The 16,117-nt window shown below is 63.3% G+C and carries 10 protein-coding genes; 7 read left to right on the top strand and 3 right to left on the bottom strand.

Annotation, left to right across the window (positions count from 1 at the left end):
- Positions 1–40: 40 nt before the first annotated feature.
- The 6 genes from ACODTW_RS21365 to ACODTW_RS21340 all read left to right on the top strand — a co-directional run bounded on the left by ACODTW_RS21365 (position 41) and on the right by ACODTW_RS21340 (position 9,130).
- On the top strand, positions 41–1,246 hold the full coding sequence (locus tag ACODTW_RS21365) for an FAD-dependent oxidoreductase (protein WP_488948108.1): 1,206 nt from the start codon (positions 41–43) through the stop codon (positions 1,244–1,246).
- Positions 1,247–1,375: 129 nt separating this feature from the next.
- The gene (gene ppa, locus ACODTW_RS21360; protein ID WP_488948107.1) at positions 1,376–1,909 is read left to right on the top strand and encodes an inorganic diphosphatase; all 534 of its coding nucleotides are present in this window, start codon (positions 1,376–1,378) and stop codon (positions 1,907–1,909) included.
- 342 nt (positions 1,910–2,251) lie between these two features.
- Complete coding sequence (locus tag ACODTW_RS21355) at positions 2,252–5,452, top strand: calcium-binding protein (RefSeq protein WP_488948106.1); 3,201 nt, start codon at positions 2,252–2,254, stop codon at positions 5,450–5,452.
- A 75-nt stretch (positions 5,453–5,527) separates the two neighbouring features.
- Positions 5,528–5,872, top strand: a complete 345-nt coding sequence (locus ACODTW_RS21350) for a DUF4870 family protein (RefSeq protein WP_488948105.1) — start codon at positions 5,528–5,530, stop codon at positions 5,870–5,872.
- Between the two features lie 26 nt (positions 5,873–5,898).
- Complete coding sequence (locus tag ACODTW_RS21345; protein WP_488948104.1) at positions 5,899–6,291, top strand: hypothetical protein; 393 nt, start codon at positions 5,899–5,901, stop codon at positions 6,289–6,291.
- A 121-nt stretch (positions 6,292–6,412) separates the two neighbouring features.
- Positions 6,413–9,130 (top strand): bifunctional acetate--CoA ligase family protein/GNAT family N-acetyltransferase, encoded by a 2,718-nt coding sequence (locus tag ACODTW_RS21340; RefSeq protein ID WP_488948103.1) that lies wholly within the window; start codon positions 6,413–6,415, stop codon positions 9,128–9,130.
- Between the two features lie 124 nt (positions 9,131–9,254).
- Here ACODTW_RS21340 and ACODTW_RS21335 read toward each other — a convergent pair whose 3' ends face one another.
- Positions 9,255–10,280, bottom strand: coding sequence for an alpha/beta hydrolase (locus ACODTW_RS21335; RefSeq protein WP_488948102.1), 1,026 nt, complete (start codon positions 10,278–10,280; stop codon positions 9,255–9,257).
- 277 nt (positions 10,281–10,557) lie between these two features.
- Positions 10,558–12,243 (bottom strand): methyl-accepting chemotaxis protein, encoded by a 1,686-nt coding sequence (locus ACODTW_RS21330; protein WP_488948101.1) that lies wholly within the window; start codon positions 12,241–12,243, stop codon positions 10,558–10,560.
- A gap of 354 nt (positions 12,244–12,597) precedes the next feature.
- On the opposite strand from ACODTW_RS21330, the gene ACODTW_RS21325 reads away from it, so the two are divergent.
- On the top strand, positions 12,598–13,047 hold the full coding sequence (locus ACODTW_RS21325; RefSeq protein WP_488948100.1) for a MarR family winged helix-turn-helix transcriptional regulator: 450 nt from the start codon (positions 12,598–12,600) through the stop codon (positions 13,045–13,047).
- A 174-nt stretch (positions 13,048–13,221) separates the two neighbouring features.
- Here ACODTW_RS21325 and ACODTW_RS21320 read toward each other — a convergent pair whose 3' ends face one another.
- Positions 13,222–15,831: a TonB-dependent receptor gene (locus ACODTW_RS21320; protein ID WP_488948099.1), complete on the bottom strand. Its 2,610-nt coding sequence runs from the start codon at positions 15,829–15,831 to the stop codon at positions 13,222–13,224.
- Between the last annotated feature and the right edge of the window lie 286 nt (positions 15,832–16,117).

The raw sequence follows: 16,117 nt of genomic DNA, 5'->3' as shown, positions 1-16,117 counted from the left end.
TGTTCACACGCCGACAATCCCTAAAGTGGAAGGCGGGGATATGATCGGGGTGAAATTGGGACGGATCGGCATCATCGGGGCAGGGTTGGGCGGGCTTGCCGCGGGTGCGCTGCTGGCGCGCGCCGGCTTCGACGTCACGATCATGGAAGCCGCCGCCGATCCGGTGCCCATGGGGGCGGGGCTTCTGCTGCAACCACCCGGCCAGACTGTGCTACGCCGCCTGGGTTTGCTGGACGCGTTAGGAGACGGCGGAGCCACCGTGACGCGGCTGGACGCCCGTACCCTGTCGGGCCGACAATTGCTGGATCTGGATTACGGACGGCTCCGTCCCGGCCTGCATGGCCTGGGGCTGACGCGGGCGGCGATCTGGCAAGGCCTGCTGGCGGCGGCGTCATCGGCGGGCTGCCTGTTGCGTGCCGGCTGCCGAATCGTGACCGTGACCACCGACGATGCGCAGGCCACGGCAGAGGATGCGCGGGGCACCCATCACGCCTTCGATCTGATGCTGGTCGCCAATGGCAGCGGCAGCACGCTGGCCGGCCATTGGCCGGGGCGACGATCGGCCACCTACCCATGGGGGTGCCTGTGGACGCAAATCGTCCTGCCGGACGGGTGGCCGCGCGACGTGCTGCAACAACGGGTACAGGGAGCACGGCAGATGCTGGGCATCCTGCCGACCGGCCATGAGGAAGGCCGGCCCGTCGCCGCACTATACTGGAGTGTGCATAACGACCGGGTGGAGGCCGAGCGGGCCATGCCCCCGACCACATGGCGCAGCGGACTGGAGCGGTTATGGCCGGAGGCGGCTCCCCTGATCGAGACCCTGGCCCCGTCCGACCTGAAGCATGCCGTCTATCGCGATGTCTGGGCCGATCCGCCCTATCAGGGTCGTATCCTGCTGATCGGGGACGCGGCGCATGGCACCAGCCCGCAACTGGGCCAGGGCACCACACAGGCCCTGCTGGATGCCGCGCTGCTGACCGACAGCCTGCTTGCGCACAACGCAAACCCCGCCACGGCCTTTCCAACCTATTGGCGGCAACGCCGGGCCCGCACCCGCTTCTACCGCTGGGCCAGCCGGATGCTGACACCTCTTTACCAGTCGGACAGCAGATTGTTCGCGCTCGCCCGTGACCTGACGGCCTGGCCCGCCCGGCACCTGCCCATTGCCGACCGGCTGGCCCTGCTTGTGCTGGCCGGAGCCAAGACCGGACTGCTGGGCTGGGAGGAGCCGCCGGACCCCTGACCGCCTACGACCTTGGTAGATGCGGCGGAAATGCACAGTGGCCCATCCTTCCGGAAACTTCTTTTCGCAACTGCACTCGGTTAGGATCGCGCGGTTTTTGATCCTTATTGTTGCCAAGAAGGCCGTGCCATGGACATCAGCAAGATCCCCGTCGGCAAGAACCCGCCCTGGGATATCAACGTCGTCATCGAGATCCCGCAGGGCGGCCAGCCCGTGAAGTACGAGCTGGATAAGGACAGCGGCGCGCTGTACGTCGACCGTTTCCTGCACACCGCCATGTTCTATCCGGCCAATTACGGCTTCGTGCCGCATACGCTGGCGCTGGACGGTGATCCGATCGACGTGATGGTCGTGGGCACCACCCCCGTCGTTCCCGGCGTCGTGCTGCGCTCGCGCCCCATCGGCGTGCTGATCATGGAAGATGACGCGGGCATGGATGAGAAGATCCTGGCCGTGCCGGTGGACAAGCTGCACCCGTTCTATTCCGACATCACCAGCTATCGCCAGCTGCCGCAGATCCTGGTCGAGCAGATCGCCCACTTCTTCGAGCATTACAAGGACCTGGAACACGGCAAGTGGGTCCGCATCGTCCGCTGGGACGAGGCCGACGTCGCCGCTAAGCTGATCCAGGAAAGCTTCGAGCGCGCGCAGAAGGAAGGCTGATCCGGAACCCGGACAGCCTGGTACATACAGTTGCAAAGGCCGGGCATTGCCCGGCCGCAGATCGCTGACAAACCCCGTCGAAATTCGACGGGGTTTTGTTTTGGGCATTCACGTCAGACGGCGCCATTTCCACCAACCGGTCCGGCATCCCAGCGTTCCTGCCTCAGGCTGGTGCCGACGCATTGATCCAGATGTCTCATGACGGCACGGGGAGCCGAAACCGGCAAATTTCTTTTCCGCGATTTTCATCACGGTTTTTCACCGACACTCATAGAGTCGGGCTGCGGTCCATGATACAAGGAAACGATCCGGCAATATATATTACAAAAATAAGGGCGTGCGATGACTGAGATTAAAGGGACAATCCTCAACGAGACCATCACCGGCACCAGCGGTAATGACAGTATATATGGTGACGATGGTAACGACATTATCTATGGCGGAGGCGGAAACGACACCATTTCCGGTGGAAATGGCTGGGACACCCTGTATGGCGATGCCGGTGATGATTTTATTCACACCGGATTCGCCGACCAATTGTATGGCGGTCTTGGACGCGACATTTTCTATGCTATCAACAAGGACAATTATGGTGGCTACGAATCGCGCATCATGGACTTCACCCCGGGTGAGGACCGCATCGACCTGTCGCTGACGGGCATCGTGGATTTCGACACGCTGCGGGCCTTCCTCACCTCCTATGACGGTGTTACGCAGCGTTTCGTATTCCGCCAGCCCACCGGCCAGATCAACTTCACCTTCGATGCGAAACTGGCCAATCTGCGGGCCGCCGATTTCATTTTTGCCCCCGACAGGGGCCCCGCTCTGATTGTCGGCGACACGGGGTCCGACGATCTGATCGGCGGGTCGGGCAATGACACCATTGATGGCGGTTATGGCGACGACATCCTGGCCGGCGGCGGCGGTGACGATCGCCTGATCCTGCGCGAAGGCTGGGATCGCGCCAATGGCGGCGGCGGGCGGGATACGTTCGTGCTGCTGCCAAGCGGCAATTACGGCGCATCCTTCACCATCAGCGACTTTACACCGGGCGAGGACAGGATCGACCTGACGGCCTTCGGTGTCGGCAGTTGGGAATCGCTGAAGCTGATGATGGCGCAAAGCCAGCCCGGCACCGGAGCCGTGTCCTTCTCGCTGGCCCGCGGCAGCACGGCGTCCGTCGCCCTGCTGAATGTCGATACAGCACGCCTGTCCGCCGCGGATTTCATCCTGGCGCAGATCGATACCCCGCAGGAAATCTATGGCAGCGGCACATCTAACCTTTTTGGTGGCGGCGGCAATGACCGGCTTCATGCCGGTGGCCAGGGCGGATGGCTGTTTGGGGAGCGGGGCGACGACATCCTGTACGGGGCGGAGAGCAGCGCGACGACCATGGTCGGTGGTGCTGGCAACGACGTCTTCGTCCTGCCCGGCGGCACTGCCGGGTCCACGATCCGCATCAGCGACTTCGTGCAGGGGCAGGATCGGCTCGATGTTTCCGCCCTGGGCATCAGCAGCTTCGATGTGCTGAAGGCGATGATCGGCCTGCCGCTGGTCAGCAATGGCTATGACAGGGGCGGTGCCTTCCAGATCGGCAACAACACCCTGACCCTGAATATCGCCAAAGAGAAGCTGACGGCGGCCGATTTCATGCTGGCCGCCGATCAACCGGCCCATCTGGTCGTCGGCATCGGTGGCGGCGGTGCCTTGGCCGGCGGAACGGGGAACGACACGATCAACGGTTCGCTCTTGTCGGACCGCATGTTCGGCGGGCCCGGCGATGACAGGCTGGCTGATGACCCCCTGGAAACCGCCAATTACTACAACCGTGACATCATGGTCGGCGGCGCCGGCCGCGACAGCTTCATCATCAGCCATATTTTCGGGCGCGATGTGATTGCCGACTTCACGCCCGGCCAGGACAAGCTGGACCTGTCGGCATTAGGCATCACCAGCATGGAAACGCTGATGTACATGGCCGATGCCGCGCGCCTGGGCGGCAAGACGGCCACCGTCCTGCATAATGGCAGCAGCTGGAGTGGCAGCAGCCTGACCCTGCTGGTCGATCGGTCGACACTGGCAGCCGGCGATATTATCTTCGCCCGCCAGGAAACGGCGGTGACACGACAGGCAAATTATAATGAGCCTGACCTGTTCGGTGGATCTGCCGGCGACACGTTGACCGGTGATGACAATGTCAACCGGCTGTTCGGTGAGGCCGGCGATGACACGCTGACCGGGGGGGTGGGCAATGACCTGCTGTTTGGTGGCGACGGCACCGACTCTGCCGTCTTCATCGGCAATTACGACAATTATCGGATCACCACCATCAACGGCATCACCACGGTCGAACACCAGACGGGCGGCTACGGGACCGACAGTCTGATCGGGGTGGAAAAGCTGGTCTTTGCCGACCGGACCTTCAACCTGTCAACGACGGCAGCAGTCACGCCGACCCTGACAATGTCCGGCGATACGGTGCTGGAAGGCAATCGCGGCAGCTTTCCCATCATCGTGGAGGGCAAGATCACCGGTTCGGTGTCGGCCAGCGGCGGCGCCGACGCTGTGTTCCATGTCCGGCTGTCAACGGCCGCGGCAGAGGCTGTCACCTTCGATTTCGTCTATGGCACATCGGCCATCTATTCCAGCGGCATCAAAAGCTACACGATCGCGGCCGGCCAGACCGGTCTGGATATCCGTCTGTCCGCCGTGTCGGGCAATACCAATGTCTGGACCGACTACACGCTGATCGGCACGGTCAGCAACGTGAAAGGGGCTTTTGTGCCCACACTGGATGGCACGATCCACGCTGGGTCAACCATCCTCAACGACGATTTCCAGGCCGATTTCAGCCTCAGCGCCTATCGCGCCATGAATACGGAACTGGACCGTGTCTTCACCGGCAATGACGCGGCCCTGATCACCCATTACATCAATAACGGCCGGCAGGAGGGCCGCATCGCCACCGGCTTTGACGCGGAAGCCTATGCCGCACAGAATCCCGATCTCTACAAGGCATTCGGCCTGGATGCGGCGGCCCTGCTGCGCCATTACCAGGCCGCCGGTTACAAGGAAGGACGCGCGGCCGAAGGCTTCGACGCCGTCGCCTATGCCGCCCTGAACCCCGACCTGTACAAGGTCTATGGGCTGAACCACCAGGCGCTGGTCGAACATTACATCGCCTATGGGGAGAAGGAGGGGCGGCTGGCCTCGGGCTTTGATGCGGAAGCCTATGCGGCGCTGAACCCCGACCTGTTCCGGGCTTACGGTCTGAATGAAAAGGCGCTGGTGGAGCATTTCATCAGCACCGGCCTGGCGGAAGGACGCGCCGCCGTCGGTTTCAGCGCGGAGGCCTACGCCGCCTTCAACGCCGACCTTTTCGGTGCCTTCGGCCTGAACCATTCGGCGCTGGTCCAGCATTACATCGACAATGGCCAGGCAGAGGGGCGCATGGCCTATAGCCTGACCGGCTTCGTCCCGCCGACGCCGGACATGTCCGTGCTGGGCACGACACCCGGTTGGGGACAGGATTATTACTGGTGATGCTGCCGCACCCGTTGTCGCCGACGCGGCAACGGGTCCATCATCGCCGGGTTGAAGATCATGGGGGCGGGAAAGATGAGCATGAATTACGTCACTGCCAATAACAGCCGGCTGCGCATCACCGTGGCCATCACCTATGTCCTGACCCTGCTGGGCTTCGGCCTGATCGGGCTGATCGTTGCCTATGTGAAGCGGGCCGATGCCTATGGCACCCTTTGGCAAAGCCATTTCAGTTTCATCATCCGCACCTTCTGGCTGACGCTGATCGGCCTGATCATCGGCGGGGCGACCACCTTCATCCTGATCGGCTATGTGATCCTGGTCCTGGTCGGCATCTGGTCCTTCATCCGGATGCTGGTGGGCCTGCTGCGAGCACTGGGCGACCAGCCGATCATCGATCCCAAGAGCCTTTTCCTTTAAATCCCGCCCCTGCCGGGAGAGCGACCATGGACGTTACCCAGGACAGCCCCATCCATAGCCGGCTGCGCATTACTGTCGGCATCATCTATGTCCTGAATTTACTGGGGCTGAGCCTGATCGGCCTGATCATCTCCTATGTGAAGCGGGCAGATGGCTGGGGGACGATGTGGGAAAGCCATTTCACCTTCATCATCCGCACCTTCTGGCTGTCGCTGCTGGTGGCCGCCGCCGGTATCATCCTCGCGGTCAGCCTTACCCGCGGCTTTGGCGGCGGGCCGACTTCGCACTGGTTGTTCGTGGCGGGCGTCATGCCCCTGATCGGACTGGCGAGCCTTTGGACCCTTGTGCGCAATATCGTTGGCCTGGTGCGGGCCCTGGGCGATCAGCCGATCAACAATCCCGAGACCCTGCTGCTGTAATGTGACAACGATGACATGATTGACCCATGTCATCGCCCGATCATGGTCGTGGTTTATGGTGGCGCCCGGTCCCGGCATGATACCGGGACCAAGTCCCCCGTATGCCGCGAGGAGCCGCCCCATGACCACCCGCAACATGAATTCCCTGTTCAAGCCCGCCTCCGTGGCCTTGATCGGGGCCAGCCGTCGGGAGCGGTCGGTAGGCAAGGTGGTCGCCCGCAACCTGTTCAATGCCGGCTTCGACGGACCGATCGTGCCGGTGAACCCGCGGGAAAAATCAATCGAAGGTGTGCTGGCCTATCCGTCCGTGGCCGATCTGCCGATCACGCCGGAACTGGCCGTCATCGCCACGCCGCCGGCCACGGTGCCGGGCCTGATCGCCGAACTGGGTGCGCGCGGCACCAAGGCCGCCGTCGTCATCACCGCCGGCTTCGCGGAGATGGGGGAAGAGGGCAGGCGCCTGCAGCAGGCCGTGCTGGATGCCGCGCGCCCGCATCTGCTGCGCGTCATCGGGCCGAACTGCCTGGGCATCATGGTGCCGGGCCAGGGGCTGAATGCCAGTTTCTGCCATGTGGCGCCGCTGAAGGGGGACATCGCCCTGGTGGCACAGTCAGGTGCGGTCGTTACTTCCATCGTCGACTGGGCCACGCCGCGCGGCATCGGCTTCTCCCACCTGATCTCGCTGGGCTCCATGTCGGACGTGGATTTCGGCGACATGCTGGATTATCTGGCCCAGGATGCCAGCGTGCGGGCCATCCTGCTTTATGTCGAAGCCATCACGTCGGCCCGCAAATTCATGTCGGCGGCCCGCACGGCAGCCCGCGCCAAGCCCGTCATCGTCATCAAGGCCGGCCGCAGCGAGGAAGGATCGCGCGCCGCCAGCAGCCATACGGGCGCCCTGGCCGGGTCCGACGCCGTCTATGATGCCGCCTTCCGCCGCGCCGGCATGCTGCGCGTGGGCGAACTGGACGAACTGTTCGCCGCCGTGGAAACGCTGGCCACCGGCGTACAGATCGGCGGTGACCGGCTGGCCATCGTCACCAATGGCGGCGGCGTGGGCGTGCTGGCCACCGACACGCTGATTGCGGGCGGCGGCCATCTGGCGCAATTGTCGCCGGAAACGCTCGACGCCCTGTCCAAGGTGCTGCCGCCGACCTGGAGCCATGGCAATCCTGTGGACATTATCGGCGACGCCGACGGCAAGCGCTATTCCGACGCGCTGAAGATCGTCATGGCCGACAAGAATTGCGATGCCGTGCTGGTCCTGAACTGCCCCACGGCCGTGGCGGACGGGCGCGACGCGGCCCAGGCCGTGGCCGACATCGTGCGCGACCATAATCAGCGGGCCGGCGGCGGGCGCAAGGTGCCGGTCCTGGCCAGCTGGCTGGGCGAACAGCAGGCGGCCCCGTCGCGCAAGGTGCTGGACCATGCCCGCATCCCGCATTACCAGACGCCCAATCAGGCCGTCCGCGCCTTCCTGCATCTGGTGCAGTACAAGCGCAATCAGGAACTGCTGATGGAAACCCCGGCCAGCGCGCCGGAGCAGTTCGATGTCGATATGCCTTCCACCCGCATCGTCATCGACAAAGCCCTGGCCGACGGACGCGGCTGGCTGTCGGAGTACGAGGCGAAGGAGGTGCTGCGCGCGTATGGCATCCCCTGCGTGCAGACCGTCACCGCCGCCAGCCCGGCCGAGGCGGAGCGCGCGGCCAAGCGACTGGGCGGACGCATTGCGCTGAAGATCCTGTCGCCCGACATCACGCACAAGTCGGACATGGGCGGCGTGGCCCTGAACCTGCTGCCCAGCCAGGTCTGGGCATCGGCCGAAGCGATGCTGGAGCGGATCAGGACCGCCATGCCCGACGCCCGGATCGAAGGCTTCACGGTGCAGGAGATGGCGCACCGGCCCGGTGCCCAGGAACTGATCCTGGGCATGGTTGATGACCAGCTGTTCGGCCCCGTCATCCTGTTCGGTGCCGGCGGCGTGACGGTGGAGGTGGTGAATGACAAGGCGCTGGCCTTGCCGCCCCTGAACCTGAACCTGGCGCGGGAGGCCATGACCCGCACCCGCATCTACAAGCTTTTGCAGGGCTATCGCAACATGGCCTGTGCAGACCTGGATGCGGTGGCGCTGTCCCTGACCAAGGTCAGCCAGCTGATCATCGATTTCCCGGAAATCAGCGAGTTGGACATCAACCCGCTCTATGCCGACGAGACCGGGGTGCTGGCGCTGGACGCGCGCATCAAGGTGAAGCCGCTGACCGAGCAGGCCCAGCGCCGCCTGGCCATCCGCGCCTATCCCAAGCGCATGGAACATAAGGTGACGCTGCGCAGCGGCCGCGAATTCTTCATCCGGCCGATCCGGCCGGAGGATGAGCCGGCCATCCATGAGATGGTGGCGAACACCAGCGTCGAGGATATGCGCCTGCGCTTCTTCGCGCCCATGCGCCGCCTGTCGCACCAGATGGGTGCCCGCCTGACCCAGATCGACTATGACCGCGAAATGGCCCTGGTCGCCATTCCCCTGGATGCCATGGACCCGGACAAGCCCGGCCCCATCTATGGCGTGGTCCGCATCACGGCCGACCCCAACAATGAACGGGCCGAATATGCCGTGCTGGTGCGCAGCGACATGAAGGGCAAGGGCCTGGGGTCCAAGCTGATGCGCGAGATCCTGGCCCATGCCGAAAGCCGCGGTATCCAGGAAGTGTTCGGCGAGGTGCTGCGGGAAAATGCCGGCATGCTGGGCCTATGCCGCGACCTGGGCTTTGTCAGCCATGACAATCCCGACGATCACGGCATCGTCGAGGTCAGCTACCGCTTCAACAAGCAGGGATGATGCAGACCGGCGGCCTGATCCTGCCCGCAGGTCGCGGGTGCTGACAGTCTGTCTGTCTTGTTCTGAACCACACCCTGTCGCCTTCCCGGCCTGAGCCAGGAAGGCGACAGGGAATTGATGCGGCTTACTTCGCCAGCGCCGCCTTCAGTGCCGCACCACCCTGGGCGATGGCGCCCTTGGCGGCCGGCGTGTCGGCCAGACCATTCAGCATGACGAAGTCATGGATCGTGCCGTTATAGCGCACGGACGTCACCGTCACCCCGGCCTGGCCCAGCTTCCGGGCATAGGCCTCGCCCTCATCACGCAACAGGTCGTTCTCCGCCACGATGACGGTGGCCGTGGGCAGGCCCTTCAACTGGTCGATGCCGGCCTTCAGCGGGAAGGCCGTGACCTCGTTGCGCTTGTCGGCGGGATAGGTGGCCCCCAGGAAATAGTACATGGCCTTTTCCGTCAGCCACGGGCCATTGCCAAAGGCCGTGTAGGAACTGTTCTGCGAGACATCGTCGGTGACCGGGTAGAACAGAAGCTGGTGGCGGATGGCAGCACCATTGCGCTGCTTGGTCATCAAGGTGACGGCGGCGGCCATGTTGCCGCCGGCGCTGTCACCGGCCACGGCGATGCGGCTGCCATCCAGGCCATAGTCGGCCCCGTTCTTGGCCACAAATTGCAGGGCGGCATAGGCCTGCTCATTCTGGGTGGGATAGCGGGCTTCCGGCGCCCGGTCGTAATCAACGAAGACGACAGCGGCGTTGGCGGCGGCCGACAATTCGCGGATCAGATGGTCATGGGTGTTGTGATCGCCCATCACCCAGCCGCCGCCGTGGAAATACATGACCACGGGCAGCGGCCCCTTGGCCCCTTCCGGCTTCACGATGCGCACGGCCACCTTGCCGGTGGGGCCAACAGGGAAGGACGTGTCCTGCACGCTGGTCGGTGCGGAAGGCAGTTTCTTCGCCTGCGCCCCGGCCAGCACCGCCCGGGCCTCTTCATAGCTCAGCGCGTAGATCGGCTTGCCACCCGATGCGGCGACCGCATCGACGAAGGCCTGGGTGCCGGCGTCCAGCGCCGGGGCATCGGCCAGGACGGGGGACGCGGCGAAGGCCGTCAGCGACAGGGCAATGGCGGCGACAGAATGACGAAGGGCGTTCATGATGATCTCCTGTTTCCGGGTGGCGGCGCCATCCCTGGCACCCCGTTTGTTCGGTAGCAATTAAATAACTCACGATTTGATCGTGTACGATACGATTCAGCGAAGGGGTGCCATGCGTTAATTACGTCAGCGATTATATCGTGTGCGATTTATTATGCCATGGAATGGCCCTCCCTGCCATCGCCCACGGCGCTGCCCCTCCCCGCCTCGACCGGATAAAAAAGGGGGGCGGACCAGCCGGCCGCCCCCTTGTCATCGCCCCACCTTTGGTCGCCGGTCAGGCGGCACGGATACGGGTGATGAAGCCATCCACCTCACGGCGCAGAGCCTCAGCCTCCCGCGACAGCGAGCCTGCGGCGCCCAGCACATTCTCGGCGGAACTGGCAGCTCCCTGCGCCGTGGTCTGCACCCCGGCGATATTGTTGGCGATCTCCTGCGTGCCAACGGCCGCCTGCTGCACATTGCGGGCAATTTCCCGGGTGGCGGCATCCTGCTCCTCCACCGCAGCGGCAATGGCCGTGGCGATGTGGTTGATCTCTGCGATGGTGCGGGTGACTTCCAGCGTCGCCGTCACGGCATTGGTGGTCGCCAGCTGGATGCTACTGATGCGGGCAGAGATATCCTCCGTCGCCTTCGCCGTCTGACTGGCCAGGCTTTTCACCTCGCTGGCGACGACGGCAAAGCCCTTGCCGGCATCGCCGGCCCGCGCTGCTTCGATCGTGGCATTCAAGGCCAGAAGGTTGGTCTGCCCGGCGATCTCCGCAATCAGCTTAACCACGGCGCCAATGGCGTCGGCTTCGCGCGCCAGTTCCTGAATGGTCTTGTTGGTGTCCTCGGCACGGTCGGCGGCGGCACGGGCGATGCTGGCGGACGAGCCGACCTGACGGGTGATTTCCCCGATGGAGCTGGTCATCTCCTCCGCCGAGGCGGCGACGGTCTGCACATTGGCCGATGTCTGTTCGGTGGCCGCCGACACAATGCTGGTCTGGCTGCGGGCCTGATCGGCACCGGCAGCCAACGACTGCGCATTGGCATTCAACTCGGTGGCGGCCGACGCCACCAAGGAGACGACGCCCATGACGCTGGCTTCGAAATTGTCGGCCATCTTCATCATCAGAGTCCGGCGTTCCACCGCCGCCCGCTTCTCGGCCTCCTTGGCTTCTTCCTCCAACTCGCGGGCCCGGACGGCGTTGGCTTTGAAGGTTTCCAGCGCTCCGGCCAGCTTGCCGATTTCATCCCCGCGACCCAGGCCAGGCACGACCACATTCAGGTTGCCGCCGGCAACGCTGGTCATGGCGTCGGTCAGATGGCCGACCGGCCCGGCGATGGTGAAGCGGGCAACGTAGAAGGCCAGACCGCCGAAGATCAGCAGGCCGATCCCCGCGGTGGCATAGACAAGGTTGCGGGAGAAGATGGAACCGTCGGTCAGCCCGTCGGACTGGTCATCCACCTCCTTGCGGACCAGTTCGGTCAGCTTGATATTCTCGTCACGCAGAGCGTCGAGCTTGGGATCGAACCTTTCATTCAGAAGGGCCAGGGCTTCGTCATTCCGATTGGCCAGTGCCAGCGGCTTGATCTGGTCATAGACGCGCATGACATCGTCGAAGCGGGTCCGCATATCAGCAATGGCCGCGGCATGGTCGGGCAGCAGCTTGGCCGCATTGTCATAGGCACCGTCAACGGCCTCCCGGTTCTTGCCGACGGACTCGACCGCATCCTGCATGCGCCTGTTATCGGTCTGGGCTATGATCTTATAGGTCTGCCGGCCGACGGCAATGACGGAACGGTTTGCCCGGGCCAGTTCGACCATGCCCTTCGCATCATTGTCCAACAGGTTGCTGTAAACGTCGTCGACCTTCATCAGACGCATGCTGGCGAAAACCGATACAAACAGAACCAGCACACTCATCATGATGATGACACTGAGGATGCGTGTGGCAATGCTGAGGCGTGAAAGGTCCATGGCAACACCGGAGGTGGATGGGGGATGCCTGATCCTACTGAATCCCCAGGCGGCCGGAGCCACAAAATAGGCTATCTATTCTTTCGGTTATACAAATACAAAATATTCGACTGGAAAAATAAGGCCTTCAATTTGGAAACAGCAGGGTATTGAAAGTGAAAATCGGTGCATTTATTTTATGTCAAGGGGCAGGAAATTTTATGGCCGGCGCAGGGGTCCTGCTCTACCCCGCTTGGTATCGCCGTCGCGACCGGCCCGTTTTGCGGATAGCCGACATGCAGCAAAAGGGCCTGCGATCATATCGCGCACGATGCAATATGATGCCTGTTGCCGTCGCACCGCCGGAGCTGCCCCATGTCCACCATCCCCGATCTGAAGCTGGGGGATTTCCTCTGCTTCTCGCTTTATTCTGCCAGCCACGCCTTCACCCGCGTCTACAAGCCGCTGCTGGAGAAGCTGGGCCTGACCTACCCGCAATATCTGGTCATGGTGCTGCTGTGGGAGAAGGATGGGCAGACGGTCGGGCAGATCGGCGATCAGCTGTTCCTGGAAAGCAGCACCCTGACTCCGCTGCTGAAGCGGCTGGAGGCGGCGGGCCACCTGCGCCGGGAACGCAACCCCCTGGATGAACGGCAGGTCCTGATCCGCCTGACCGACAGCGGCCGGGCCCTGAAGGACCAGACGCACCAGTTCTGGGACCATCTGACCAGCGCCACGGATATGAGCGTGGAGGAGATGGTGGAACTGCGCGACGGCATCCAGCAGCTGCGTGGCAACCTGAACCGCTTTGCCGATCGGCTGTGATGGGTCCTGCCGGGCATAAAAAATCCCGGAAGCCGTGACGGCTTCCGGGCAGGGAGAGGAACATCGCAGGCCGGGGGACATCGGCCTGCGGGCAGGAACCGCTCGAACCACGGGAGAACGGGTCGGGCGGGAACAATGGACAGGGGCGGGCCAGAGACCCGCCCCTTGCCGGCATCAGTAGCTGTAACGGGCACCGATGAAGAAGCGGCGGCCGTTCTTGTAGGCAGCGTTGGGTACCGACGGGCTGCCCACATACTGGTACTGGGTTTCGTCCAGCAGGTTCTGCGCCTGGGCCGTCAGCGTCACCTGTTCGGTCAGGTTGTAGGCCAGCGACGCGTCCAGCTGGTTATAGCTGTCATTGATGACGGCCGTGGACCGGTCCAGCGCGCGGAAATACTTGCTGCGGAAGGAGTAGGTCAGGCGCGCGCTGAACTTGTCATCCTCGTAATAAGGCGTGACGGAGAAGGCGTGCTTGGAGCTGAAGGGCAGCGACAGGCCGGGGTCCGCCGTCTCGCTGTCGGAGAAGGTGTAGCTGGCCTGGAGACCGATATTCTCCCAGATGTCGCCCTGGTAGATCAGCTCGAACCCGCGGATTTCGGCCGACCCGCCATTGCGCGGCCGGCTGACGGTGAAGTCCTGCAGGCCCGGACCCGTCGGGTTGGTCACGGGGTTGGTATCGGTGTTGAACACCTTTTCCGTGGCCGAGGCGTTGTAGATATAGGAGCCGATATCCTTGTAGAACAGCGTCGCCGCCACCAGGCCGGTCTTGCTGTAATAATATTCGGCCGACAGGTCGAAATTATTGGCGCGGTACGGGTTCAGGTTCGGATTGCCGCCCGTGGCCGTGCGCAGCGTGTTGTTGGTTTCCAGGTAAGAGCTGATATCGGCATAGTTGGCGCGGGCCATGACGCGGCTGGCCGCCAGACGCAGCACGACATCGTCGGCGACGTTGAAGCTGACATTGGCGTTGGGCAGGAAGTCGTCATAGCTCTTGTCATACTGGACGTTCAGCAGGTCCTTGGCCGCGATGATGGGCGGGCCGAACTGGCCGCCATTGCGATCGGCCTTGCCGGTGCTGAGTTGGTCGGTATGGACATAGCGCAGACCGAAATTGCCGGAGATGTCGTCGGTCTTGAAATTGACCTGGGTATAGCCGGCCCAGATCTTTTCCTGCACGGCAAACTGGGCCGGCAGATAGTCGAAATAGCTGGGATCGACATAGCCGCTGGCCGGGCGGGTTTCGAACCAGTCGGCCAGCTTGTCCCCGTCCACCGTCAGCCAGTTCTTCAGCGTATCGTTCAGGTCGATGCCCTTCAGATAGCCGTCGGGCGTCAGGCCGCCATCGAAATTGGCAATGGGGGTGGCGCCGCCGACGACACGGCGCAGCTTGCTATCCTGCGTCGTCTCATGCTTGCGGTACTTCACACCGGCCAGGATGGCCGTGATCGGGCCCAGCTCCAGGTCTTTCTTATAATCCAGCTGGCCGTACGTCTCCTCGTCCGACGTCGGCTGCTGGCGCAGCTGGGCAAAGCCCAGCGTGGTGCCCGACGCGCTCTTCGGATCGAACTGCGGGGTCACGCTGGCCAGCCCGGACTTGCCGGAAATGTCGAAGCTGTAGCCCAGCAGCTGTTCGAACTCGCCGAAATATTGCTGCTTGGTGCCACCCGTCGACCTTGTCTTGCCGGCATCGGCCGACAGCGACCAGCTGTCATCGGTCCAGGTCGCCTTGAAATCGGCGACATAGGTCTCGATGGTCGATTTGCGGACGATGGCGTCCAGCAGGCGCAGACCCTGGGTTGCCGTGCCGGCATTGCCATAGGAACCGCCGGTGACGATGCCGTTGGACACGACGGGGCTGTTGGGCCGGTTGGGCGTGCCGCCCCAATTGTTGAAGTAATAGTTGGACTGGTTGAAATTATCGTAGGTGCCATGGTTGTACATGCCCATGGCCGTCAGCTCGAGCTTCTCGTTCGGCTTGACCTGCACCGTGGCGGTGCCGCCATCCCGCTTGCGGGTCTGGGTGAACAGGGCGCTGTTGATGACATTGGGCATCAGCGGGCCGCCCGAGGCGTTGGACTTCACATAGCCCAGCGTTTCAAAGCCGTCGCGGCGCAGCTGCTGTTCCTGATGCGTATAGGACAGCAGCACGCCCACCGTCTCCGCGTCATTATGCCAGCTGACCAGACCCGAGATATTCGGGTCGCCCTTGTCGGAACGGTCATTGTAACCGTATTCGACCGACAGGCTGGCGGCCACGGGGTGCATATCCAGCGGCTTGCGGGTATGCAGGATGACGGTGCCGCCGATGGAGCCTTCATCGATGCGGGCTTCCGGGCTCTTGTAGACTTCCAACTGCCCGACCACGTCGGGGGCCAGCATGGTGTAGTTGAAGGTGCGGCCCGGCGCGTCCAGAATGAACCAGTCGGTCGACGCGACCGTCTGGCCGTTCAGCAGGGTGCGGTTCAGCGCCGGGTCGGTGCCGCGGATGGCCACACGCTCGCCTTCACCGAAATCGCGGTCGATCTGCACGCCGGGCAGGTGGGCCAGACTTTCGGCCACATTCTTGTCCGGGAACTTGCCGATATCCTCGGCCGTGATGGCATCGACAATGGCGTCGGCGTCGCGCTTGGTGGCGATCGACTGGATCAGGCTGCCACGGATGCCGGTAACGACGATTTCCTCCAGCTGATTGCTGTCGGTGCTGTTCTGGGCTTGCGCCGCACCGACGGCGGCCATTGCCACCAGACTGACGGTGCCGACGAACTTGAGCCGCTTAGAACCCATTACTCCCTCCTGATTGCCCTGTTCGATTTTCATCGTGTTATGGGCGGCGTCGTTTGAAAGAGGCCGGGGGATCGGTTCGTCCCCGTTTACGCCACCAGTGCCACCCGTCGCCGGTCATCCAGCGGACGGACAGAGCGAATGCCGATTGGCGCTTTTCCGAAAGGCTGGTTCCGCAAGAACGTCGAAAATGACGGAATATCCGGCCCATTCAGGCGCGGGAACCGGTGAACGGGGCGAGTCGAGCGGGGCCGGCAAGGGGCGGCCACCCCTGGGCGGGCCCGCAGCG

The organism is Niveispirillum sp. FG148 (assembly GCF_057809655.1).
This window is presented reverse-complemented; position numbering and strand designations above follow the sequence as displayed.